Annotated in this window: 23 protein-coding genes and 1 tRNA gene; 15 read left to right on the top strand and 9 right to left on the bottom strand. The window is 52.4% G+C overall.

Going from position 1 to position 22920, the window contains the following annotated elements; translation table 11 throughout:
* Positions 1-181, top strand: a 181-nt coding sequence (locus ACI43T_RS10490; protein WP_405386954.1) for a hypothetical protein, incomplete at its 5' end; no start/stop codon positions are given.
* Here ACI43T_RS10490 and ACI43T_RS10485 read toward each other — a convergent pair.
* From ACI43T_RS10485 to ACI43T_RS10475, 3 genes are all read right to left on the bottom strand, one after another.
* Positions 162-992 (bottom strand): LEM-3-like GIY-YIG domain-containing protein, encoded by an 831-nt coding sequence (locus ACI43T_RS10485; RefSeq protein ID WP_405386952.1) that lies wholly within the window; start codon positions 990-992, stop codon positions 162-164. The genes ACI43T_RS10490 and ACI43T_RS10485 overlap by 20 nt on opposite strands.
* A 91-nt stretch (positions 993-1083) precedes the next feature.
* Complete coding sequence (gene hisG / locus ACI43T_RS10480; protein WP_405386950.1) at positions 1084-1737, bottom strand: ATP phosphoribosyltransferase; 654 nt, start codon at positions 1735-1737, stop codon at positions 1084-1086.
* A 100-nt stretch (positions 1738-1837) separates the two neighbouring features.
* Positions 1838-2509, bottom strand: coding sequence for an SCO family protein (locus ACI43T_RS10475; protein WP_297954381.1), 672 nt, complete (start codon positions 2507-2509; stop codon positions 1838-1840).
* A gap of 273 nt (positions 2510-2782) precedes the next feature.
* Between ACI43T_RS10475 and ACI43T_RS10470 the strand changes: the two genes are divergently transcribed.
* The 14 genes from ACI43T_RS10470 to ACI43T_RS10405 all read left to right on the top strand — a co-directional run bounded on the left by ACI43T_RS10470 (position 2783) and on the right by ACI43T_RS10405 (position 18839).
* Positions 2783-2867 (top strand) — tRNA-Leu (locus tag ACI43T_RS10470).
* A 173-nt stretch (positions 2868-3040) separates the two neighbouring features.
* On the top strand, positions 3041-4273 hold the full coding sequence (locus ACI43T_RS10465) for a family 20 glycosylhydrolase (protein WP_405386948.1): 1233 nt from the start codon (positions 3041-3043) through the stop codon (positions 4271-4273).
* Between the two features lie 456 nt (positions 4274-4729).
* Positions 4730-6508, top strand: coding sequence for a biosynthetic-type acetolactate synthase large subunit (ilvB, locus tag ACI43T_RS10460; RefSeq protein ID WP_405386946.1), 1779 nt, complete (start codon positions 4730-4732; stop codon positions 6506-6508).
* A complete protein-coding gene (ilvN, locus tag ACI43T_RS10455) occupies positions 6505-6996 on the top strand; it encodes an acetolactate synthase small subunit (protein WP_009174555.1) in 492 nt (163 codons plus the stop codon). Before ilvB ends, ilvN begins: the two co-directional genes overlap by 4 nt.
* Positions 6997-7079: 83 nt before the next feature.
* Positions 7080-7373: a putative quinol monooxygenase gene (locus tag ACI43T_RS10450; RefSeq protein ID WP_009174554.1), complete on the top strand. Its 294-nt coding sequence runs from the start codon at positions 7080-7082 to the stop codon at positions 7371-7373.
* 36 nt (positions 7374-7409) lie between these two features.
* The gene (gene ilvC, locus ACI43T_RS10445; RefSeq protein WP_107812911.1) at positions 7410-8423 is read left to right on the top strand and encodes a ketol-acid reductoisomerase; all 1014 of its coding nucleotides are present in this window, start codon (positions 7410-7412) and stop codon (positions 8421-8423) included.
* 364 nt (positions 8424-8787) lie between these two features.
* Positions 8788-11142 (top strand): 4Fe-4S binding protein, encoded by a 2355-nt coding sequence (locus ACI43T_RS10440; RefSeq protein ID WP_377080287.1) that lies wholly within the window; start codon positions 8788-8790, stop codon positions 11140-11142.
* 70 nt (positions 11143-11212) lie between these two features.
* Positions 11213-13180, top strand: coding sequence for a TAT-dependent nitrous-oxide reductase (gene nosZ, locus ACI43T_RS10435; RefSeq protein ID WP_405386942.1), 1968 nt, complete (start codon positions 11213-11215; stop codon positions 13178-13180).
* 206 nt (positions 13181-13386) lie between these two features.
* Entirely contained in the window at positions 13387-14757 is a 1371-nt protein-coding gene (locus ACI43T_RS10430; protein ID WP_405386940.1) for a nitrous oxide reductase family maturation protein NosD, read from the top strand.
* Between the two features lie 104 nt (positions 14758-14861).
* Positions 14862-15755 (top strand): ABC transporter ATP-binding protein, encoded by an 894-nt coding sequence (locus tag ACI43T_RS10425; RefSeq protein WP_405386938.1) that lies wholly within the window; start codon positions 14862-14864, stop codon positions 15753-15755.
* Positions 15752-16582: an ABC transporter permease gene (locus ACI43T_RS10420; protein WP_009174548.1), complete on the top strand. Its 831-nt coding sequence runs from the start codon at positions 15752-15754 to the stop codon at positions 16580-16582. The genes ACI43T_RS10425 and ACI43T_RS10420 overlap by 4 nt, the downstream gene beginning before the upstream one ends.
* Complete coding sequence (locus ACI43T_RS10415; RefSeq protein WP_405386936.1) at positions 16579-17076, top strand: nitrous oxide reductase accessory protein NosL; 498 nt, start codon at positions 16579-16581, stop codon at positions 17074-17076. Before ACI43T_RS10420 ends, ACI43T_RS10415 begins: the two co-directional genes overlap by 4 nt.
* 103 nt (positions 17077-17179) lie before the next feature.
* Positions 17180-18199 (top strand): FAD:protein FMN transferase, encoded by a 1020-nt coding sequence (locus ACI43T_RS10410; RefSeq protein WP_405386934.1) that lies wholly within the window; start codon positions 17180-17182, stop codon positions 18197-18199.
* Positions 18200-18377: 178 nt separating this feature from the next.
* Positions 18378-18839, top strand: a complete 462-nt coding sequence (locus ACI43T_RS10405) for an MliC family protein (protein ID WP_297954360.1) — start codon at positions 18378-18380, stop codon at positions 18837-18839.
* 181 nt (positions 18840-19020) lie between these two features.
* Here the strand turns inward: ACI43T_RS10405 and ACI43T_RS10400 are convergent, their stop codons facing one another.
* The 6 genes from ACI43T_RS10400 to ACI43T_RS10375 form a co-directional block, all read right to left on the bottom strand.
* Entirely contained in the window at positions 19021-19209 is a 189-nt protein-coding gene (locus ACI43T_RS10400) for a CstA-like transporter-associated (seleno)protein (RefSeq protein ID WP_372338388.1), read from the bottom strand.
* 7 nt (positions 19210-19216) lie between these two features.
* Positions 19217-21295 (bottom strand): carbon starvation CstA family protein, encoded by a 2079-nt coding sequence (locus ACI43T_RS10395; RefSeq protein WP_009174543.1) that lies wholly within the window; start codon positions 21293-21295, stop codon positions 19217-19219.
* A 547-nt stretch (positions 21296-21842) separates the two neighbouring features.
* Positions 21843-22088, bottom strand: coding sequence for a hypothetical protein (locus ACI43T_RS10390; protein ID WP_405386931.1), 246 nt, complete (start codon positions 22086-22088; stop codon positions 21843-21845).
* A gap of 16 nt (positions 22089-22104) precedes the next feature.
* Positions 22105-22371, bottom strand: a complete 267-nt coding sequence (locus tag ACI43T_RS10385; RefSeq protein ID WP_138627936.1) for a pyocin activator PrtN family protein — start codon at positions 22369-22371, stop codon at positions 22105-22107.
* Positions 22325-22606 (bottom strand): hypothetical protein, encoded by a 282-nt coding sequence (locus ACI43T_RS10380; protein WP_405386929.1) that lies wholly within the window; start codon positions 22604-22606, stop codon positions 22325-22327. The genes ACI43T_RS10385 and ACI43T_RS10380 overlap by 47 nt, the downstream gene beginning before the upstream one ends.
* Positions 22603-22920, bottom strand: a complete 318-nt coding sequence (locus tag ACI43T_RS10375) for a hypothetical protein (RefSeq protein ID WP_405386927.1) — start codon at positions 22918-22920, stop codon at positions 22603-22605. Before ACI43T_RS10375 ends, ACI43T_RS10380 begins: the two co-directional genes overlap by 4 nt.

Genomic DNA, 22920 nt, shown 5'->3' with positions numbered 1-22920 from the left:
GGGGGGGGGAGGGCGGTTTGACGAACCGGATTCTTATTCCTGTCGATGGGTGTCGGTGCATGATTGTTTGTTGCGGCAAAGCTGCCTCCCCGTTTTCCGCAACGGATGGCGGGGAGGCAAAATGCGGCGGCGGATAGGCCTGAGGCCGTCTGAAAACCGCTTTAATCCGCCTTCGGCCTGATATACGCCTTTTCCGAACCGCTGCCGAATTTCAATTCGGGCAGGCATTTTTGTTGCAGACCAAGTTTGGCTAATACCTCTTCGCTACGAGAGGTAGTACGGAAACGGTAACGGGTTTGTTTTCTGCCGTTTTTGGTTTCCTCAGTCATTGTTTCAAAGCCGTCCACTTCGTACGCGCTGACAACAGCGTTTTGCAGCCCGGTATGAACACCGATAACGTATTTCACTTTTGAAGCGACGTCTTTACCGATAACCCAGTTGCCCAACGTACGCGATTTGAGGTTTGCATCGTCTTGGTTGTTGAAACGGTAGTCTAATTCTTCGTCAGTGTCTAAATCGAAAGCATTGTGGATTTTGATGACGAGAATCAGCTCGTTGGAGTTGATCTCATCAAGTGGGAGAGGGGAGAATCCAAAGCGGCGATCCAGTTTTTCTACGCTAATACCACCCGGACCATGTCCAGCAATTTTATTTTTGAGTTTTTTACCCAAGACAGATTTAACAAAATGAATTAAGGTAGATTCGGCGGCTAGCGCTTCGACTTCAGTCAGATGATAACTGATGATATAGCGACCGAGTTTCTTGCATTTGGAAATGGCTTTGAGTTTCCGATCGACAATCTCGCCGGAGACTGGGTCTTGTGAACGACTAGCAACCCATTCATGCTCGAAGATACGATTACCGCAGCCTTTGCCGATGTAGAGGATTTTGTCTTTTTTTAGGTCGGTCAGACAATAGACGTAAAATCGACGCTCGCCGTTATTTAATACGGAAAGGGTTGAATCTGAAAATTTTTTTATTTTTGCAGCCATTTCAAGTATCTCCTGTGTCGGTTACAGCAAGTCGGATTTTTCAGACGACCTGTCTGACGGAAAGCCGGCAGGCCGTCTGAAACCATTGGTTTCACTCCTTGTTTACCACGCTGCCGAAGGCTTGGATAATCGGCTCCAGCAGCGCGTGTTTGGTTTTCAGCGCGGCTTTGTTGACCACCAGCCGGCTGGAAATATCGGCGATGTGTTCGACCGCTTCGAGGCCGTTGGCTTTGAGCGTGTTGCCGGTGGACACCAAATCGACGATGGCGTCGCTCAGGCCGACCAGCGGCGCGAGTTCCATCGAGCCGTACAGCTTGATGATGTCCACATGCACGCCTTTGGCGGCGAAATGCCCGGCGGCGATGTCGGGGTATTTTGTCGCGATGCGCAGGCGGCTGCCGGGTTGCGAGGCGGCGGCGTAATTGAAACCTTTGCGGACGGCGACCATCATGCGGCATTTGGCAATCTGCAAATCCAGCGGCTGATAAAGCCCGCTGCCGCCGTGTTCGATTAAGACGTCTTTGCCCGCAATGCCGAAGTCTGCCGCGCCGTATTGGACGTAAGTCGGCACGTCGGTGGCGCGGACGATGACGAGGCGGATGTTGTCCCGATTGGTGCCGATAATCAGTTTGCGCGATTTTTCAGGCTCCTCGGCGGGAACGATGCCCGCGGCGGCCAAGAGCGGCAGGGTTTCTTCAAATATGCGCCCTTTGGACAGGGCGATGGTCAATGCGTTTTCGGTCATGTTCTATCGCTTCGGGACAAATGTCGGAAAAAGAGGGCGGTTGTCAAACAGGCCGTCTGAAACAACGAAGAAGGTTCGTTTTCAGACGGCCTGTTCAAAGTCAGAGCAGCGTTTTGATGTCGGCGGCAATCGCGGCCGGTTCGCTGCCGTAGGGTTCGAATACGGCGACATCGCCGTTTTTATCGACCAGATACGCCCCCGCCGTGTGGTCGACCAGATAAGTATTGCTGTCCGCACCCTGATTCACTTTGGCCGACACCACGCGGTACTGCTGTTTGATGACGGGCAGGCTTTGGTCGCCGGTGGCGGTCAGTCCGATAAAGTCGGGATTGAACTGCTTGGCGTATTTGCCGATGACTTCGGGCGTGTCGCGTTCGGGGTCGACGCTGACGAAGGCCACTTTCACGTCTTTGGCTTGGTCGCCGAGCTGCTTCAACACGTCGTTTTGGGTCAGAAGCTCGGTCGGGCAGACGTCGGGGCAGTTGGTATAGCCGAACGACAGCACCACCACCTTACCTTTCAAATCACTCAGGTTAAACGGTTTGCCGTCGCCGTCGGTCAGCGTGAAATCGCCGCCGATGTCTTCTTTGCGCAAATCCGTACCGTGGAGCTTGCCGTTGGCGGCGGGCGCCGCAGGAGCGGAAGCAGAGGGGGCGGACGATGCCGACGTACCGGATGCGGCGGGCGCGGCGGCATCCTGTTTCGGTTGGCAGGCCGCCAGAGCGGTTACGGCGAAGACGCCTGCAAGTAAATTTCGGACTGTGATCTGCATGGGTTTCTCCTGATAATGTTCAAAGGGGAAATACTACTGAATAATTAGTCGGTAAGACAGTGTACCGCTTTTATGGAATCGATGCAGTGATTATGCTGTTTTTTCTGAAAAAGATACAGCGTTCCACGACATGCGGGAAAAATACCTGTTTACCGGTCGGCTGGGAGGTGGAAAAAAATTTTTTAAAACACGCGGATACAATAAAATTCTAAAAAATGGCGCAAAGCTCTTTACAACGCTGCGGATATGGCTATAATAGCGTCTTCTTCACCTGCCCAGGTGGCGAAATTGGTAGACGCAGGGGACTCAAAATCCCCCGCCGCAAGGTGTGTCGGTTCGAGTCCGACCCTGGGCACCAAATTCTAAAAAACGGCTGCTTTTTTGGCAGCCGTTTTTTATTGCCTTTCGCAACCACCCACCGTTCCGACAATGGGGAACATTCGAAAGCAGGGGCGGTCTGTGTTTATCATCGGCGGCCGGCTGTTGGACATGCCGTCTGAAAACGGAAGATTGGTTAAAGGATTCGGCTGAATGCAGGAAAGAAAATTGTTCGGAAAATTCAGACATGCGGCGAAACTGTCGCTGGCCGCGGCGGCTGCGGCCGTCATGTTGGCCGGTGCCGGATGCGACCCTGCCGTCGTCAAACCCGAAAAACCGTCGAATCGGGCCGAAGGTGGGAAAGACGGGGCGGGCAGGGGGCGGATTCCTGCCGTTGCGGGTAAAGACAACGGTTTGATGCTCGATATTGCCCGCCATTTCTATTCCGTACAGGTGATTAAGAAATTTATTGATTCCGTCGCGGATTCAGGCGGCCGTTTCGTTCACCTGCATTTGTCGGACGATGAAAACTATGCTTTGGAAAGCGCAATATTGGGACAGACGGCGCAAAATGCGTTGATTTCAGACGGCATTTACACAAATCCTCACACGGGCAAACCGTTTTTAAGCGACGCACAGCTTGGCGAAATCGTCCGTTATGCGCATTCCCGCAATGTGGAGCTGATTCCGGAAGTGGACAGCCCCGCGCATATGGCGGCGGTGTTCAGGCTGCTGGAACAATACCGCGGCAAGGCGTATGCGCGTTCGTTGAAATCGAACGGCGCAGATGCCGAAATCGATATGGACAAACCGGAAAGCATCGCCTTTGTCGAGTCGCTGATTGGGGAAGTTTCCGGAAAATTCAAATACGGCAAACGCTTCCATATCGGCGGTGACGAATTCGGTTACAGCAGGGACAGTAATTCTGAATTTGTCCGCTATGCCAACCGTTTGGCCGGTTTCGTCCAGTCCAAAGGATTGCGCGCTCAGATGTGGAACGACGGTATCATCAAGCCGACGATGAAAAAATTGAACCACAATATCCAGATTACGTACTGGAGCTACGATGGGGATACGGAAAATCCGACGGCGAAAAAATACCGTAGAAAGCTGCGGGCAAGTATGCCCGAACTGATAAACGAAGGTTTCAGCGTATTGAATTACAATTCTTATTACCTGTATTTTATACCCAAGGAAGACCTGCCGCGTTCCGGAGACGGAAGGTTTGCCGCCGAAGATGTGCGGAAAAACTGGCATCTCGGCGTATGGGACGGTGATAACCATCAAAACGCCATCCGCAATCCGGATAAGGTGCAAGGTGCGGCGGTGGCAATTTGGGGCGAAGACGCACCTGCTTTGAGCGGGGAGGCGATTTTCGAGCACACGCAGGATTTGCTGCGGGCCGTGATGACCAAAGCGAATAAGGCTTCGGCTGAAAAGCAGTAAACAAGCCGAACGGTTCGGTGAGGCCGTCTGAAAACCGTGTCCGGACGATACGGTTTTCAGACGGCCTTGTTGTTACTGCCGCTTTATTTGGCATAGGACATGTGCCTTCACATGCAAAATGAAACAGTAACCGTTGCGCGGAATGTTGACAATCGTAAGCGGGGCTTGAAATCCGTATTTAAAATTATCCTATAAAAATCAATGCATAAAATTCATATTTTAAAAATATTGTTAAAGGATGAAAGTTTTTGCCTTGATTGGGAAGGCCGTTTGCGTTATCGTTGAGACTCCTTTTTCGATAAACTCTGAGTGTTCACTCCAATTGTCCGGGCTTCCGATTGTCACCGTGTTCCCGCAATGCGCGTACCCTAAACCGCTGCTTGCCGGACTTGCATTACAGGTGCTGTGGTGAGGCGGCTGCCCCTCTTGGTTTGATACCGTACAAAAGAGGTTGATATGCAATTATCCGGCGCACAAATCATCGTGCAAAGTCTCAAAGCCGAGGGCGTTGAATACGTTTTCGGTTACCCGGGCGGCGCGGTTCTCGAAATCTACGACGCAATTTTCCAACTCAATAAATTCAAGCACATCCTGGTACGTCACGAGCAAGCGGCCGTACATGCGGCGGATGCCTATGCTCGCGTCAGCGGCAAGGTCGGCGTGGCGCTGGTAACGTCCGGTCCGGGTGCGACCAATGCGCTGACCGGTATCGCCACAGCGTATTCGGATTCCATCCCGCTGGTTGTGATTACCGGACAGGTCGGCACGCCGTCCATCGGTACGGATGCGTTTCAGGAAGTGGATACCGTGGGCATTTCCCGCCCGTGCGTAAAACACAATTTCCTCGTAACCGACATCAACGAGCTGGCGGTTACCTTGAAAAAAGCCTTCCAGATTGCCGCCAGCGGACGTCCGGGACCGGTGGTCATCGATGTTCCGAAAGACGTTACGCAGGCGATGGCGAAATTCAGCTATCCGCAGGAAGACATCTTTATCCGTTCCTATCAGCCGGTTGTCAACGGCCATACGGGGCAAATTAAGAAAGCGGTGCAGATGTTTGCTTCGGCCAAGCGGCCGGTGGTGTATTTCGGCGGCGGTATCGTTTTGGGCAATGCAGCACAGGAATTGACCGACTTCGTCCGTATGACCGGCGCGCCCTGCGTGGGTACGCTGATGGGGTTGGGTGCCTATCCTTCCAGCGATCGCCAGTTCTTGGGTATGTTGGGGATGCACGGTACTTATGAAGCCAACCTTGCGATGCAGAATGCGGACGTGGTGCTGGCGGTCGGTGCGCGTTTTGACGACCGTGTGGTTTCCGTTCCGTCCAAATTTTTGGAAAAAACCAAAAAAATCATCCATGTCGATGTTGACCCTTCCAGCATTGCCAAGCGTGTGAAAGTGGATATCCCGATTGTCGGCAACGTGAAAAACGTGTTGGCCGAAATGAACGGCCTGCTGAGCAAACGGGAATCCGCCGCCAACCGCGACGGTTTGGACAAATGGTGGAAAAACATTGAAAAATGGCGCGCGCGCGACTGCCTGTGGTTTGACAACGACAGCGAAATCATCAAACCGCAATATGTGGTGCAGAAACTGGCGGAAATCACCGGCAATTCGGCCATCATCACGTCAGATGTGGGTCAGCACCAGATGTTTGCCGCCCAGTATTATCCGTTCCAACGTCCGCGGCAATGGCTCAATTCGGGCGGCCTAGGTACGATGGGTGTCGGCCTGCCTTACGCGATGGGCGCCAAACTTGCTGCACCGGAGCAAGATGTGTTCTGCATCACGGGTGAAGGTTCGATTCAGATGAATATCCAAGAATTATCGACCTGTTTTCAATATCATATTCCAATAAACATTGTAACGTTGAACAACGGTTATCTCGGTATGGTGCGCCAGTGGCAGGAACTGTATTACGGCAACCGCGAATCCGAGACCTATTTCGACTCTCTGCCCGATTTTGTGAAGCTGGCGGAAGCCTATGGCCATATCGGCATCCGTGTGGACAAAAAATCCGATGTGGAAGGCGCGTTGCTCGAAGCCTTGAATCAGAAGGATCGGTTGGTTTTCCTTGATTTCCTGACCGATAAAAAACAGAACGTGCTGCCTATGGTGGGCAACGGCAAAGGTTTGGACGAAATGGTATTGCCGCCGCATATGCGCGAAACCGAGGCCGACAGCGACGTTAACGATGTTAACGACCGCGATTACGATACAAGGAGCGTGCCATGAGACACATCTTATCTATCCTGATGGAAAACGAATCGGGCGCGATGAGCCGCGTGGTCGGATTGTTTTCGGCACGCGATTACAATATCGATTCGCTGGCCGTAGCCGCCACCGAAGATAAAACCTTGTCGCGCATGACCATCGTTACCCACGGCGACGAAACCGTCATCGAGCAGATTACCAAGCAGCTCAACAAACTGGTGGAAGTCGTCAAAGTCGTCGATTTGAATGAAAGCCGTTTCGTCGAGCGCGAGCTGATGCTGGTAAAACTGCGGGCGGCAGGCAAAGACCGCGACGAATTTCTGCGTCTGACCGAAATCTACCGCGGCAGCGTGGTGGACGTTACCGACCGCAGCTACACCATCGAAATCACAGGCTCGAGCGAAAAGCTGGATTCGTTTCTGGAAACGGTGGGCCGCGCCCAAATTCTGGAAACTGTGCGTACAGGTGCGGCCGGTATCGGTCGCGGCGAGCGCATTTTGAAAATTTAAACAAACCTTTCAGACGGCCTTCAAGCATGTCGAGGCCGTCTGAAAAAATGGGAAATCATTAAAAGTTAAGTAAGGAGAGTTTTATGTCCGGCATAAAAATTGTCGCACTGGTTACCGTCAAACCCGAATACACAGAAACACTGGCAGCCCAGTTTAAAGAGCTGGTGAAAGCCAGCCGTGCGGAAGCCGGCAACATCAGCTACGATTTGCATCAGGAAATCGGCAATCCCAACCGCTTCGTATTCGTGGAAAACTGGAAGTCGCAGGCCGCGATTGACGAACACAACGCCAGCGAACATTTCCAAGGCTTCGTCAAAGCCATCGACGGCAAAACCGACAATCTGGAAATCGTATTGATGAACGAACTCTCCGTTTAATTGACTTCAAACCTATTCTTCACTAAAGGAAAAACAATGCAAGTTTATTACGATAAAGACGCCGACCTGTCCCTGATTAAAGGTAAAACCGTCGCCATCATCGGCTACGGTTCGCAAGGCCACGCCCACGCTGCCAACCTGAAAGATTCGGGTGTGAAGGTGGTAGTCGGCCTGCGCCAAGGCGGTTCTTGGAAAAAAGCCGAAGCGGCCGGTTTCGAAGTATTGTCCGTGGCCGATGCCACCAAAAAAGCAGACGTGGTGATGATTCTGTTGCCCGATGAAAACCAGCCTGTTGTGTACAAAAACGAAATCGAGCCTAACCTGAAACAAGGCGCGGTACTGGCTTTCGCCCACGGCTTCAACGTCCACTACAACCAAATCGTGCCGCGTGCCGATTTGGACGTGATTATGGTTGCTCCCAAAGGCCCCGGCCACACCGTGCGCAGCGAATTCCTGAAAGGCGGCGGCGTACCTTCCCTGATCGCCGTTTACCAAGATAAAAGCGGCAAAGCCCGCGACATCGCACTGTCTTACGCCGCAGCCAACGGCGGTACCAAAGGCGGCGTGATTGAAACCAACTTCCGCGAAGAAACCGAAACCGACCTCTTCGGCGAACAAGCCGTATTGTGCGGCGGTGTGGTCGAACTGATCAAAACCGGCTTCGAAACCCTGACCGAAGCAGGCTATGCGCCCGAAATGGCCTACTTCGAATGCCTGCATGAAATGAAGTTAATCGTTGACCTGATTTACGAAGGCGGCATCGCCAACATGAACTACTCCATTTCCAACAACGCGGAATACGGCGAATACGTTACCGGCGTGGAAGTCATCAACGACAAATCGCGCGAAGCTATGCGCAACGCCTTGAAACGCATTCAAACCGGCGAATACGCCAAAATGTTCATCCAAGAAGGTGCCGTCAACTACGCCAGCATGACCGCCCGCCGCCGCCTGACTGCCGACCACCAAATCGAAAAAGTCGGCGCGCAACTGCGCTCCATGATGCCTTGGATTGCCAAAAACAAACTGGTTGATTTGGATAAAAACTGATTTTGGATTAAATCTGCTTGAAAACCTGTCCGAATATTCGGACAGGTTTTTTTGTTTGCAGCAAGACGACACGGATAAAGTGTCAGGCCGTCTGAAAAGTAAATCGGGGGATTTTCAGACGGCCTGATAACGTTTGTTTTGGCATAACGTTTTGCTCAATAACGAAAAGAATACAGAATAATTTAAACAAATAATGAAACTTTTCCGATTAATAGCGTTGAACTTAGATTCATGTAATCATTAAGTATTATTGCAAAATTCGGAATAGGCCTTAAGCTTTATCAGATTGATTTATATCAAATTATGGAGAATAGATGATTCATATAATAAGATTGTCAAGAGTATCGATTTATCGGGAACGATTATGTCCTGTTGGAAGATGGGCGGCATTAAGGGCCGTTTGCAGCATGTCGTAAGCACGTTGCTGGCGGTGTTGGGGCTGTTGGTATGTTGCGTACCCGCCTACGCAGAGCGACTGCCTGAATTTTTGAACAAGGTACAGCCGTCGGAGATTTTCCCGTCGGCCGACCGTTACGGCAAGCCGGAAGGTAAGCCTATGGTTGCGCGTGTCTATAAAGGAGACGAGCAACTGGGCGTGGTATTCATTACGACGGACGTAGTCAATACCCGCGGCTATTCCAGCAAACCGATTGATACGATGATCGCGCTGTCGAACGACGGTACGATTGCAGGCGCCAAACTGGTGGCGCATAACGAGCCGATTATGTTAATCGGCATCCCGCAATCGCGTGTCGACAAGTTTATTTCCAACTATGTCGGCCTGAATTTCCTGAAAACACCGCCGAAACCCGGTGTCGCGCCTGCCGACATTATCAGCGGCGCGACCGTAACGTTGATGGTGATTAACGACAGTATGCAACGGTCGATTAAAGCCATTGCACATCAGTATAAATTAGGTACGGCTGATGCCGCCGTATCCGCGGCTCCGGCAGAAGCATCGGGTGTCCAGCAGGCGGCTGCTTCGCAAGCGCAAGTACAGACCCGCCCGCGCCGCGCGGTTAATATGGACAAGCAGGACATTCAGTCATGGCAGGCATTGCTTGATCAGAAAGCCATTGCCAAACTGCATATGACCGTAGACGATGTCAATAAACTGTTTGCTCAGAACGGTAAACAGGGTTCGGCCGAACATGCGGAGCCCGGTCCGGGCGACGACATTTTCATCGACATGTATGTGGCGCTGGTCAGCCAACCTTCCATCGGTAAAAGCCTGTTGGGAGAAGACGGCTGGCAGAACCTGCAAAGCCGTCTGCAACCCGGGCAACAGGCCATTATGGTGGCCGGCGAAGGTCGGTATTCTTGGAAAGGTTCGGGCTATGTGCGCGGCGGTATCTTCGACCGCATCGAAATCATACAGGGTGAAACCAGCTTCCGTTTTGTCGATTCGCAGCACGAACGCCTGATTGATTTGGCTGCCGAAGGCGCGCCGCATTTTAAAGAAGTATCGTGGTTTGTCATCCCTGAAGGCGTAGAGTTTGATGCTGCGGAACCTTGGCGTATCCAACTGATGATTCAGCGCGTGCTGAGTGTGAACGACAAAGCGTTCGTTACCACTGATTTGGATTACGAACTACCCAAAGGCTATTATGTTGACGATCCCAAAGCGCCTCCGGTAGAAATTGCCGCACCGGTCGAAACACCGGCGGCTCAGGCTGCTTCAGGCGTAGAACCCGGCGCGGGTATTGCTGAGGCGGCAGCCGATGACGGTGTGTCCAACCAATTATGGAAACAGATTTGGGAGGCCAAGCGCGGACAGATTGTCGTCGTGGGTATTGCATTGACGATTTTGCTCTTGGTGTTCTTATTCCAAGACGTCATTGTGCGCTACGAAAAATGGTATGACCGTTTCCGCCTGTGTTTCCTGACTTTCACATTGTTTTATATCGGTTGGTATGCCCAAGCTCAGTTATCGGTGGTAAATACACTTACCCTTTTTTCGGCGATTCTGACCGATTTCCATTGGGAGTTTTTCCTGATGGATCCGATAGTGTTCATCCTGTGGCTGTTTACTGCGGCGACCATGCTGTTATGGAACAGGGGAACGTTTTGCGGTTGGCTGTGCCCGTTCGGCGCATTGCAGGAACTGACCAACCGTATTGCCAAAAGATTCGGCGTGAAACAAATTACCGTGCCGCATCTGCTGCACACCCGCCTGTCTGCCGTCAAATACGTTATTTTCTTCGGACTGTTGGCGATTTCACTGTATGACTTGGGCGTTGCCGAGCATTTCGCCGAAGTGGAACCGTTCAAAACAGCAATTATCCTGAAGTTTGTGCGTGACTGGTGGTTTGTGTTGTTTGCCGTGATTTTGCTGGTGGCAGGGCTGTTTATCGAACGCTTCTTCTGCCGTTATCTGTGCCCGTTGGGGGCGGGAATTGCCATTCCTGCGCGGTTCCGCATTTTCGACTGGCTGCGCCGTTATAAAATGTGCGGTAATCCCTGCCAGATATGTACTCACGAATGTCCGGTACAGGCGATTGCGCCGGAAGGAGACATCCATCCGAACGAATGTATCCAGTGTCTGCACTGCCAGGTTATGTACCATCACCAGACCCGCTGCCCTCAGGTAGTGGCGACGAATAAGAAAAAACAGAAACAGGCTGCTGCCAAAGCCGATTCAAAAGAGCAGCAGGAGCCGGAAGAGCAGGTGGTTCAGTTTGTGAAACCCTCTGCCAAGAATATAGCAGTAGATAATTAAGAATTTTTATCCACAACGGTAGGCAGTCTGAAAAAAGGCCGATTACCGAATTTTATCCAAGGAGAGTTGTATGTCAGACGAAAAATTAGAACAAAATGGTTTAAGCCGCCGTTCATTTCTAGGCACGGCCGCAGCTTCCGGCGCCGGTCTTGCCGGTGCGGGCCTGCTGGGCCTTGCCGGCTGTTCTAAAAACGAGGGTGGCGACAAAGGCGCGGCTTCAGGTGCCGCATCTGCCGCCAAAACAGAATCACACGGAAAACCCGGTGAGCAGACTTCCGAAGTCGGTCCGGGCGAACTCGACCAATACTACGGTTTCCTGTCGGGCGGTCAATCGGGCGAAATGCGCTTGATCGGCGTACCTTCCATGCGCGAACTGATGCGTATCCCTGTGTTCAATATGGATAGTGCGACCGGTTGGGGACGCACCAATGAAAGCCTGAAAATCCTGAATGCGACAAATACGCCGGAAACTAATCAGTTTCTGAAGGACAGCGGTTTGCGCTGCTATCCTAACGGCGACCTGCACCACCCGCATTTGTCGTTTACCGACCAAACTTACGACGGCCGCTACGCCTATGCCAACGACAAGGCCAACAACCGTGTCTGCCGCATCCGTCTGGATTTCATGAAAACCGACAAAATCACCGAAATCCCTAATGTTTCCGGCGTACACGGCCTGCGTCCGCAACGTTATCCGAAAACCGGCTATGTCTTTGCCAACGGCGAACACATCGTGCCGGTAAGCGGTGTCGGTACTTGGAACGACCCGAAAACTTGGAATGCCGTTTATACCGCAATCGACGGCGAAACCATGAATATCGCATGGCAGGTATTGGTGGACGGTAACTTGGATAACGGCGATGCCGACTACCAAGGCAAATACTCCTTCTCCACCTGCTACAACTCCGAACGCGCCCTGACCGTACAAGGTGCTTCTTCCAACGAGCAGGACTGGTGCGTAGTCTTCAATCTTGCCGCCATCGAAGAAGGCATCAAAAAAGGCGACTTCAAAGAAGTCAACGGTGTGAAAATGCTGGATGGCCGTGCCGAAGCCAAATCCCCTTATACACGCTACATCCCTGTTCCGAACTCTCCGCACGGCTGTAATGCCTCCCCTGACGGCAAATACATTATGCTCAACGGTAAACTGTCCCCGACCGTTACCGTCTTGGACGTGAGCAAGCTGGACGACCTGTTCGCCGGTAAAATCAAAGAGCGCGATGTCGTCGTGGCGGAACCGCAGTTGGGTTTAGGCCCGTTGCATACTGCGTTTGACGGACGCGGCAATGCTTACACTACGCTGTTTATCGACAGTCAGATGGTGAAATGGAATATCGACGACGCCATCAAAGCCTACAAAGGCGAGAAGATTGATCCGGTCAAACAAAAACTGGACGTTCACTACCAGCCGGGCCATAACCACACTACGATGGGCGAAACCAAAGAGGCTGACGGTAAATGGCTGGTGTCTTTGAACAAATTCTCCAAAGACCGTTTCCTGAACGCCGGTCCGTTAAAACCCGAATGCGACCAGTTAATCGATATTTCCGGTGACCAAATGCGTTTGGTACACGACAATCCGACGTTTGCCGAACCGCACGACTTGTGCTTGGTTGCAGCATCCAAAGTTCATCCGAAAAAAACATGGGACCGCAAAGATCCGTGGTTCTGGGAAGATGCCGTGGAACAGGCTAAAAAAGACGGTGTGGAATTGGAAAAAGCTTCCAAAGTCATACGCGAAGGCAACAAAGTCCGCGTGTACATGACCGCCGTCGCGCCTGCGTACAGCGTCCCGCAATTCGAAGTGAACCAAGGCGACGAAGTAACCGTATATGTAACCAACGTCGAAACCATTGAAGACCTGACCCACGGCTTCACTTTGGAAGGCTACGGCATCGCGATGGAAATCGGCCCGCAGGCTACCCAGTCGGTAACCTTCAAAGCCGTCCGTCCGGGCGTGCACTGGTACTACTGCCAATGGTTCTGCCATGCACTGCATATGGAAATGTCAGGCCAGATGATTGTTAAGCCCAAATAATTCCGGTTTGCTGGCTTAAACAAGCAGGCCGTCTGAAAAGACTTGGATTTTCAGACGGCCTCTTTATAGTAAAGCCGTTTGGCAACAGGCGGTTTTGCTATAATGCCGACGCTTTTGAGAACGCGCTTATCGGTTCGGCCGTAATGAAGCCTACCTTTGTGTTGCGGTATCTGCCTGAGGCCGTCTGAAAAACAGAGAAACTATCTATGCACACACCATCCTGTCTCCACCTACGGCAACGTACCGCCTTGATATTTATGCTCGGCGGTCTGTTTCAGACGGCCTCTGCCGCAGTCGTCTCCGTTCCGACCGGCAGCAATCTGGCAGAAGCCGTAGCCCAAGCCCAAGCAGGCGATATCCTGAAACTGGCTTCGGGTGTGTACAAAAACAAACTTTATATCGACAAACCCCTGACCATCGAAGGCCCTGCCGACCGCTCCGCCAAAATCCAAGGCGACCGCAGCGGCCGTACCATTGCCGTACACGCTCCCAACGTTGTTTTGCGCAATCTGACCGTTACCCAATCCGGCCTCAGCCTGCCCGCAATGGATGCAGGCGTATATCTTGAAGAAACTGCTGCCAATGCCTTGGTGGAAAACAATAATATTCTGGAAAATTCGGTAGGCGTGTACCTGCATGGCCCGAAAAACGCGATGGTGCGCGGCAATAAAATCGTCGGCGACACCAAATTGCGCGTGGCCGAGCGCGGCAACGGCGTAACCGTTTGGAACGCGCCCGGTTCGCAGGTGGTCGGCAACGATATTTCGCAGGGGCGCGACGGTATTTTTTCCAATACCAGTACCAACAATACCTATAAAAACAACCGCTTTTCTCACCTGCGTTATGCCGTGCACTATATGTACACCAACGATAGTGAAGTCAGCGGCAATATTTCCGTGGGCAACAACATCGGCTATGCCCTGATGTTTTCCGACCGCCTGAAAATATATGGCAATATCGCCGTCGGCAGCCGCGACCAAGGCATCATGCTCAACTATGTCAACTATTCCGACGTTGCCGACAATGTGATTTACAAAGCTGACAAATGCGTGTTCGTGTATAACGCCAACTACAACAACCTGCACGGAAATTATTTTGAAAACTGCAATATCGGCATCCATTTCACCGCCGCCATCGAAGGCACGAAGCTGACCGATAATTCCTTCATCAACAACGAAAGTCAGGTCAAATATGTCAGCACCCGCTTTCTCGACTGGGGCGAAGGAGGCCGAGGCAATTACTGGAGCGACAACAGTTCGTTCGACCTAGACGGCGACGGCTTCGGTGACAACGCGTACCGTCCGAACGGGGTTACCGACCAAATCATTTGGCGCGCGCCTGTTGCGCGGCTGTTGATGAACAGTCCGGCGGTCAGCATCGTCAAATGGGCGCAGTCGCAGTTTCCCGCCATCCTGCCCGGCGGCGTAACCGACAGCAAGCCGCTGATGAAACCGTTTGTCAATAAAACCATGACCAAGTATCAGGCAATGAAAGACCGGTTAGTCAAGGAAGCACAGTCGCAGAAATCGGAATGGAATAGCGCAGGAAACGGCGCAATCAGCGGCGGCGGAATGTAGCTGCTGCGGCGCAACATCCGCACGCCAACCAGTCTTTGCTTTCAGACGGCCTGAAGGCCTGCCGGGGCCGTCTGAAAAAACAATCCATACACAAGGAAACATTCATGAGCACCAACCACGTCGAGTTGAGAAACGTTACCAAGCGTTTCGGCGAACAACGTGCCGTCAACCAAGTCGATTTGGTATTGAAGGCAGGGGAGAGCGTGGGTCTGGCCGGACATAACGGCGCAGGCAAATCCACCATCATCAAGCTGATTCTCGGTCTGATTACGCCGAACGAAGGCGAGGTCATGCTTTTGGGCGAGCGTACGGGCAGCAAGGCGGGCGCGCAGGTGCGCGCCCAGATCGGTTATCTGCCCGAAACCGTCGCGCTGCATCCTTCGCTGACCGGCATCGAAACGATGGCGTTTTATGCCAAACTGAAAAAACAGCCGCTGGCGAAAAACAGGGAGCTGCTGGAGCGCGTCGGTATTTTACAGGCCGCAGGCCGCCGCGTGGGTACCTATTCCAAAGGGATGCGCCAGCGTCTGGCGTTGGCACAGGCCCTGCTTGGCGAACCGAAAGTATTGTTGTTCGACGAACCGACCACCGGCCTCGACCCTGCTTCGCGGCAGATGTTTTACGAAGTCGTGCGCGAACTTAACGGCAAAGGTGCGACAGTATTGCTCAGTACGCACGCGCTGGCGGAATTGGACGGCCATGCCGACCGCATCGTGGTTATGAGGAACGGCGTCAAAGTCGCCGACGGCAGCATGGACGAATTGCATATCCAAAGCGGGCTGCCGCTCACCGTAACCGTGCGCCTGAAAGAGCAGATGCCGCTGTCTGAATGCTGGCAGCATTCAGACGGCCTCCTCTACCGCGCGCAGTGCAAAGCGGAAGAGCGCATGGCGCTGTTGGGCGAACTGGGCGATTTGAGCCGTCTCGACTATATCGACATCCACACGCCGACGCTGGACGATATGTATGCACAATTATTGAAAAGGGAAGAAGTATGAACCCCGTTTGGATTATTACCGGCAAAGAAGTGCGCGACAGCCTGCGCAACCGCTGGGTGTTGGCCGCCACCATGCTTTTGGCCGCGCTGGCATTGTCGCTCGGTTTTCTGGGCAGTACGCCGACCGGTTCGGTTAAAGTCGACCCGCTGACCGTAACCGTCGTCAGCCTCTCCAGCCTGTCGATTTTCCTGATACCGCTGATTGCCATGCTGCTTTCCTATGATGCGCTCATCGGCGAAATCGAACGCGGCACGATGGCGTTGCTGCTCAGTTACCCCGTGTCGCGCGTGCAGATTCTGGCCGGAAAGTTCATCGGCCACATCATCATCCTTACCCTCGCCACCGCAGCAGGCTACGGCTTGGCGGGCATCGCGTTGCAACTGGCCAACGGCGGCATCGACATCGCCGCATGGAAACCCTTTGCATTGCTGATAGCCGCCAGCGTCGTTCTCGGCGCGGCGTTTCTGGCGATGGGCTATGTTATCAGTGCCAAAGTCAAAGAACGCGGCACGGCGGCGGGTGTCGCTATCGGCGTATGGCTGTTTTTTGTGGTGATTTTCGATATGACCTTGCTGGGCGTTTTGGTGGCCGATAGCGAGCAAACCATTACCGCGCCCGTGGTTGAAGGTATTTTGCTGCTCAATCCGGCCGATATTTACCGCCTGCTTAACTTGACGGGTTACGAAAATACCGCTATGTATGCAGGTATGGCAGGGTTGAGCGAACAAATCAGCCTGACTGTCCCCGTTTTGTTGGCTGCACAGGTACTATGGGTTTTTGTCCCGCTGGTTCTGGCGGCATGGATTTTTGGAAGGCGACAGATATGAAGAAAACCTTATCGGCACTTTTTACCGCATTGCTGCTGGCGGCCTGCGGCGGCAAAAGCGAAAATACCGCGCCGCCCGCACCGCAGCAGATTACCGATGCTTCGGTCGGTCACTACTGCACCATGAACCTTTCGGAACACAACGGCCCGAAAGCGCAGATTTTCCTGAACGGCAAACCCGACCGGCCCGTCTGGTTTTCCACCATCAAACAGATGTTCGGTTATACCAAACTGCCCGAAGAGCCGAAAGGCATCAGCATGATTTATGTAACCGATATGGGCAAAGTTACCGATTGGACAAATCCGAACGCCGACAACGCATGGATAGACGCGAAAAAAGCCTATTATGTGATTGAAAGCGGTTTTGTCGGCGGTATGGGGGCGGAAGACGCGCTGCCGTTTGCCGACAAGGCGCAGGCCGAGAAATTTGCGCAAGAGAAAGGCGGCAAGGTCGTCAGTTTCGACGAAATGCCGGAAGCCTATATCTTCAAATAGGCCGTCTGAAAACGCGAAAGCCATGCTGGTTCCAGTCATGGCTTTATGTTTTATGGTCATGCGGCCGTATCTTTGCATTTTGAAAATTTAAAACGGAAAACCGATGAACACTCCTTTGACCCGCCGCCGTTTCTTTGCCATCGCCGCCTTTGTCGCGGGCGGAGCCTTGCTGCCGTTCGTATGGAAGCGACGGCAACAGGGACATGGTGAAACCAAACCGGCCGAAGACGGAGAACCAATCGTTTGGAAAGGCATTGCCTTGGGTTCGGGAGCGGAACTGCGTTTGTACCATACTAACCGGAAAACCGCCGAACTGCTGGTCGGCAAAGTGTTGGCAGAAGTGGCGCGTTTGGAAAAAATATTCAGTCTCTATCGGGACGACAGCCTGATTAGCAAGCTGAACCGTGAAGGCCGTCTGAACGATCCGCCCGCCGATATGCTGGCCTTGTTGAGCTTGAGCAGCGATATCCATAAGATGACTAAAGGCGCGTTCGATCCGACTATCCAGCCGTTGTGGGACATGTATGCCGGCTATTTCCGCCGCCATCCGAATACGGAAACCCCTCCGCCTCAAAGTGAGATTGAGAAAGCATTGGGTTTGGTCGGGTTTGATAATGTCCGTTTCGACAACCGGACTGTTGCGTTTGCCAAAAAAGGCATGGGCTTGTCGCTCAACGGCATCGCACAAGGCTATATCACCGACAAAGTCGTCGAGTTGCTGAGGAAAAACGGCATCAGGCGCGCGCTGGTCGATATGGGCGAAATCCGCGGATTTGATTTGGATAAACGCCATACTTGGCAGGTCGGCATCCGCAATCCGTCGGATGAAGAAAAAGTATTGCTGACCGTACCGCTGCAAAACGAAGCCTTTGCTACGTCGGGCGGTTACGGTACGACGATGGACGAAGCGGGCAGGTTCACACATCTTTTTGACCCGCGCACAGGTGTCAGCACGCCGCGTTACCGCAGCATCAGCGTAATGGCGGCGACGGCGGCGACGGCGGATGCGTTGTCTACCGCGTTTTCAATAATGAATGAGGCGGATATTCAGACGGCCTCCCGAGCGGCGGGAGCAAAAACCTGGCTGGTTATGCCGGACGGTTCCCTGCAAACTATAGGTTGACCGAAGGCGGAAAGCGGGGCCGTCTGAAAATTGAGTTGTCAGACTGCCCCAATACTGTTTTCCCTGTTTAATTGCTGGTAAATTCGAGTTAAACGGGCTTGCCTGTCGAAGCGCATATTCATAATAATGTTCGACAGATTATCTGTATGGTACAGGTAACGTTTACAGGAGCGAATACATGAAAGTAAAAGCTTTACTGGCGATTGCCGCCGCCTTGGCCTTAAGTGCCTGCGTGGTAGCCGACGATCCGTATTACGACGATTATTCGCGTGAAAACAGCGCGCGCGATTACGACCATTACGACCACGGCCCGCGTTACCGTGACAGAGACGATAGGGACTATCGCGATTACCGTGATGACCGACGTTCCCGCAGAAACAGCCGGATTGATTCGAAATTCAATTGCGAAAACGGCCTTTCCGTCCAAGTCCGCAGCCTGAGTCCCGACCGTATCGAATTGCGTCTGGACGATAAACGCGCCGTATTGTCTTCGGACGTATCCGGTTCCGGCGAACGCTATACCGCCGGCAGAGGCTTGTTCGGCAAAGGTGCGGAATGGCATCAGAAAGGCGACGAGGCCTTCTTCTCGTTTATCGATCCGTACGGCAACAAAGTGGACACTTCCTGCCGGGCCCGTTAATAATATCGCTTTGGACGCTTAGGCCGTCTGAAAAGGAAAAGCACTTTGCAGTTTGCTGCGGAGTGCTTTTTGTATGCCTGCCGTTTGTTAGATGATGTGAGACCGTGTCGTATATCGGTACAATCCGGCAACAAAAACCCCGTACGGCTTGCTCCGTACGGGGTTTGCTGTTATAGCGGCTTCAGCAGCAGCGGCCGTTGCCGTTGCTCTTTATCCGGCAGTAGTCTACAAATTGGCTCCTCGTCATGACCGGCGCGTTCGGATTGTGTTTGCGCTGTTGCGCGACGTAACGGTCATAGTCGGGGATGCCGGCCATGTAGTTGGCGGCGATGCAGGCGTTGCGGTAGGCCTTTTTCAGACGGCCTACCAACGGATGTTTAAGCAGCCGTTTCATTGTTCTGTACCTCGTCGCGGTAGACTGCGGGGATTTCTTTGGCTGTCGGCCATGCAACTTTGCGGGCTTTAAGGGCAACCACCAAACCGTAGATGGCGACGAACAGCACCACCAGCATGAAGGCGGCGCACAAACCGGAGTTGACATAATCGTTCAGCACGATTTGCCCCATCTGCGAAATGTCTTTGGCAGGAGACAAAACTTGTCCGGCTGCGGCTGCCTCGCGGTATTTCGCGGCATGTGCCAAGAAGCTGACGCGCGGATCGTCGTCAAACAGTTTTTGCACGGAAGCCACGGCAGTAGTAACCAGCAGGCCGATGGCAGGGATGATGGGAACCCAGATAAAGCGTTCTTTTTTCATCTTCACTAAAACTACCGCCGCCATAATCAGCGCGATACCCGCCAGCATCTGGTTGCCGATGCCGAACAAAGGCCAGAGCGAATTGATGCCGCCCAACGGGTCGGTTACGCCGGTGTAGAGGAAGTAGCCCCACGAACCGACGGTCAGCAGGGTGGCGATTACGTTGGCGGGCATACCGCCGGTGGTACCCAGCGATTTGGAGAATGTGCCCAGCAGGTCTTGGAACATAAAGCGCGAAGTACGGGTACCCGCGTCAACGGCAGTCAGAATGAACATGGCTTCAAACAGCAGCGCGAAGTGGTACCAGAAGGCCATCATTGCTTCGCCCGGAATCAGTTGGCTCATGATGTGCGCCATACCTACGGCCAGAGTCGGCGCACCGCCCGCACGGGACAAGATGGTGTGTTCGCCCACTTCTTTGGCGGTATTCAGCAGGGTAGCCGCATCGACCGGAACCTGAAGCTGGTTGGTAATCACTTGGGCTGCGTTTGCGGCGTCGGTACCGATTAAGGCAGCGGGGCTGTTCATGGCGAAGTACACGCCGGGCTCCAGCACGCAGGCGGCCGACAGGGCCATAATCGCCACGAAACTTTCCATCAGCATACCGCCGTAACCGATAGCGCGGACGTGGGTTTCGTTTTCAATCATTTTTGGCGTCGTACCCGAAGAAATCAGCGCGTGGAAGCCGGATACCGCACCGCAGGCGATGGTAATGAACAGGAACGGGAACAGTCCGCCTGCAAATACCGGGCCGCTGCCGTCTATGAAGTGGGTAACGGCAGGCATTTTCAGCTCGGGGCCGACGATGATGATGCCGACGGCCAAAGCCAGAATCGTACCGATTTTCAAGAAAGTGGCCAGATAATCGCGCGGGGTCATCAACAGCCATACCGGCAGCAGCGAAGAAATGCCACCGTAAAGCATGATGCCGATGGCAAGCTGCACGCCGTCCAAATTGAACCAGTTGCCGATAGGGCTTTGGGCGACATGGTTACCGAAAATCACTGCGCACAAAAGGCCGGCAAAACCGAAAATCGAAATTTCGCCGATGCGTCCCGGACGGATGAAGCGGGCGTAAACCCCCATAAACAGCGCGATAGGCACGGTTGCCGCAATGGTAAACGTACCCCACGGACTGTGGGTCAGTGCTTTCACCACAATCAGGGCCAACACGGAAGTGATGATGATCATAATCATCAGGATGCCGATGGAGGCGATGATGCCCGCAGTCGTTCCCAACTCTTGTTTGATGATGTCGCCCAGCGATTTGCCGTCGCGGCGCATCGAAATAAACAGCACCATCATGTCCTGAACCGCACCGGCCAGAATCACGCCGAAAATAATCCACAGCGTACCCGGCAGATAACCCATTTGCGACGCCAGCACGGGGCCGACCAGCGGACCCGCACCAGCAATGGCCGCAAAATGGTGGCCGAACAAAACTTTTTCATTGGTCGGAACATAATCCACACCGTTGTTGTGGCGTTCCGCCGGCGTCATGCGCCGCGCATCGAGTTCCAAAATGTTTTTACAGATATAGAGGCTGTAAAAACGGTAGGCGATGCAATACACCGAAACCGCAGCGACGACCAGCCATACCGCACTGATGTGCTCGCCGCGGCTCAAGGCCAAGGTGGCGAAGGCGATTACGCCCACCAGCACCACCAAGCCCCATATCAGAAACGATTTCAACGCTTTCATGATAAGTCCTCTTAAGGGTTAGCAAGTAAATATAAAAATTTAACAAACAGAAAGTTAGGCATATGTTGCAAATGGAAATCTGCATGGATGCAAGATAATATCCCATTTTCTGCAAATGTTAACATATTACGCTGGTAAAAAAGCAATATCAATGCTGGAAACTGAGGAAAGTCAAATTTATACGGGAAACTGTTGAAAACGTTTGCATTTCTTTACGATGTGTGATTACGGACGGTTACAGCGTTTCAGACGGCATCGAAGTAAGGCTGGCTGTTATAATGCCGTCTGAAATTTATATGGAAGACGCCAAACCATGTCCCGACTGCCTCTCCGCCGCCTTTCCGTTGCGCCCATGCTCGATAGGGGGTATATATATATTAATATGTTTTTACTCAAATACTTGTAAATGCACTTTTATATATGGTGGCAGTATGGGGCATTACAAAAAAACTTTCATGATTGAGTTAGAGTATCAAAATTCTGAAAATCTGATTAGCAAACAAAATAGCGCATCTTGAATGATGCGCTATTTATTCTTCTGTTTCTTTCATATCTGGCGTTCTCTAGATTTAGATATTGCCTCTATCATTTTTGCCGTCCGCAAAGTATCAATTGCTCCTTCCATGAATTTTTTCTGGTCTTTTACTGCGTCATTAGACATGCTTTGAATAAATTCAAAAGTTAATGCCGCCATCAAGTCTGGAAGGGTGGAGTCGTTATTAAGATTGATTGAAGGTAATTCTACTTTCATACTGCCGTCGATCACACTAATTTTGAAAACGTATTCTTTCATTTTATTCATTCCTCATTTATTGATTCATCTTTTTCCAGTTTTCTTGCGCTTCTTGTTCGCGCAGGTCGAGCCATTCGGCGATGGCAGCAAGACTGACGAACAGGCCGCTTTTCTGGCTGTCTTCGCTGCTGATAACCGGCCACGGCAGGGTTTGGGTTTTTGCGCGGCGTTTTGCGCGTTCGATATTGATATGCGGCATCCAGTCGGCGACAGCTTGTTCAAGCGTGATGTGTGTTTTACCGTAAATAAGTAATAGACGTTGTTGTGTCGGTAGGTTTTCCATTTGCTTTACCTTCGTTTCTGATTTTCTCTGCGTATTCTGCGGCGGATTCTTGCGTTTTAAATTCTTGCAGGACTTTTCCCTTACGGCGGAATCCGGCATTCATTTTCGTCCAGTGCTTCTTGTTGTATTGCGGAAGCATATATTGGATGACTTGCCATTTTCCGTCTTTATATCGGTAGCCGATGTTGGGCTGATTCACGGTATCTGCGTAATGTATGCGGTGGCTTAAACTCATTTCCCGAATTCCTTTTGAGTATATTTATAAAGTAGTTGTTTGATGTCGGCGGGTAAATCTGTGTTGATATGGTTCATTCGGATGCGCTCGATTTCTTCTTCGTTTTCGATTTCGAGTATGTCTGCATTTTTGCTGTATATCGCGCATTCGTGCGGTACCAGCGTTTGCATGATTTCTTCCGCCAGCGGGTTTCCCAGTTGTTTGCGGTTGTACTCAAGCTGGGAAAACCGTATCGGACATTGGAAATTGAGCTTGCAGGTTGCGCATTGGCTGTCGAACACACTGCCTTCTGTGCTGTTGGCGAAGTATGCCAT

Source organism: Neisseria oralis (assembly GCF_045062685.1).
GTDB lineage: Bacteria > Pseudomonadota > Gammaproteobacteria > Burkholderiales > Neisseriaceae > Neisseria > Neisseria oralis.
The sequence above is the reverse complement of the archived record's forward strand: the minus strand, read 5'-3'. Positions and strand labels throughout refer to the sequence as shown.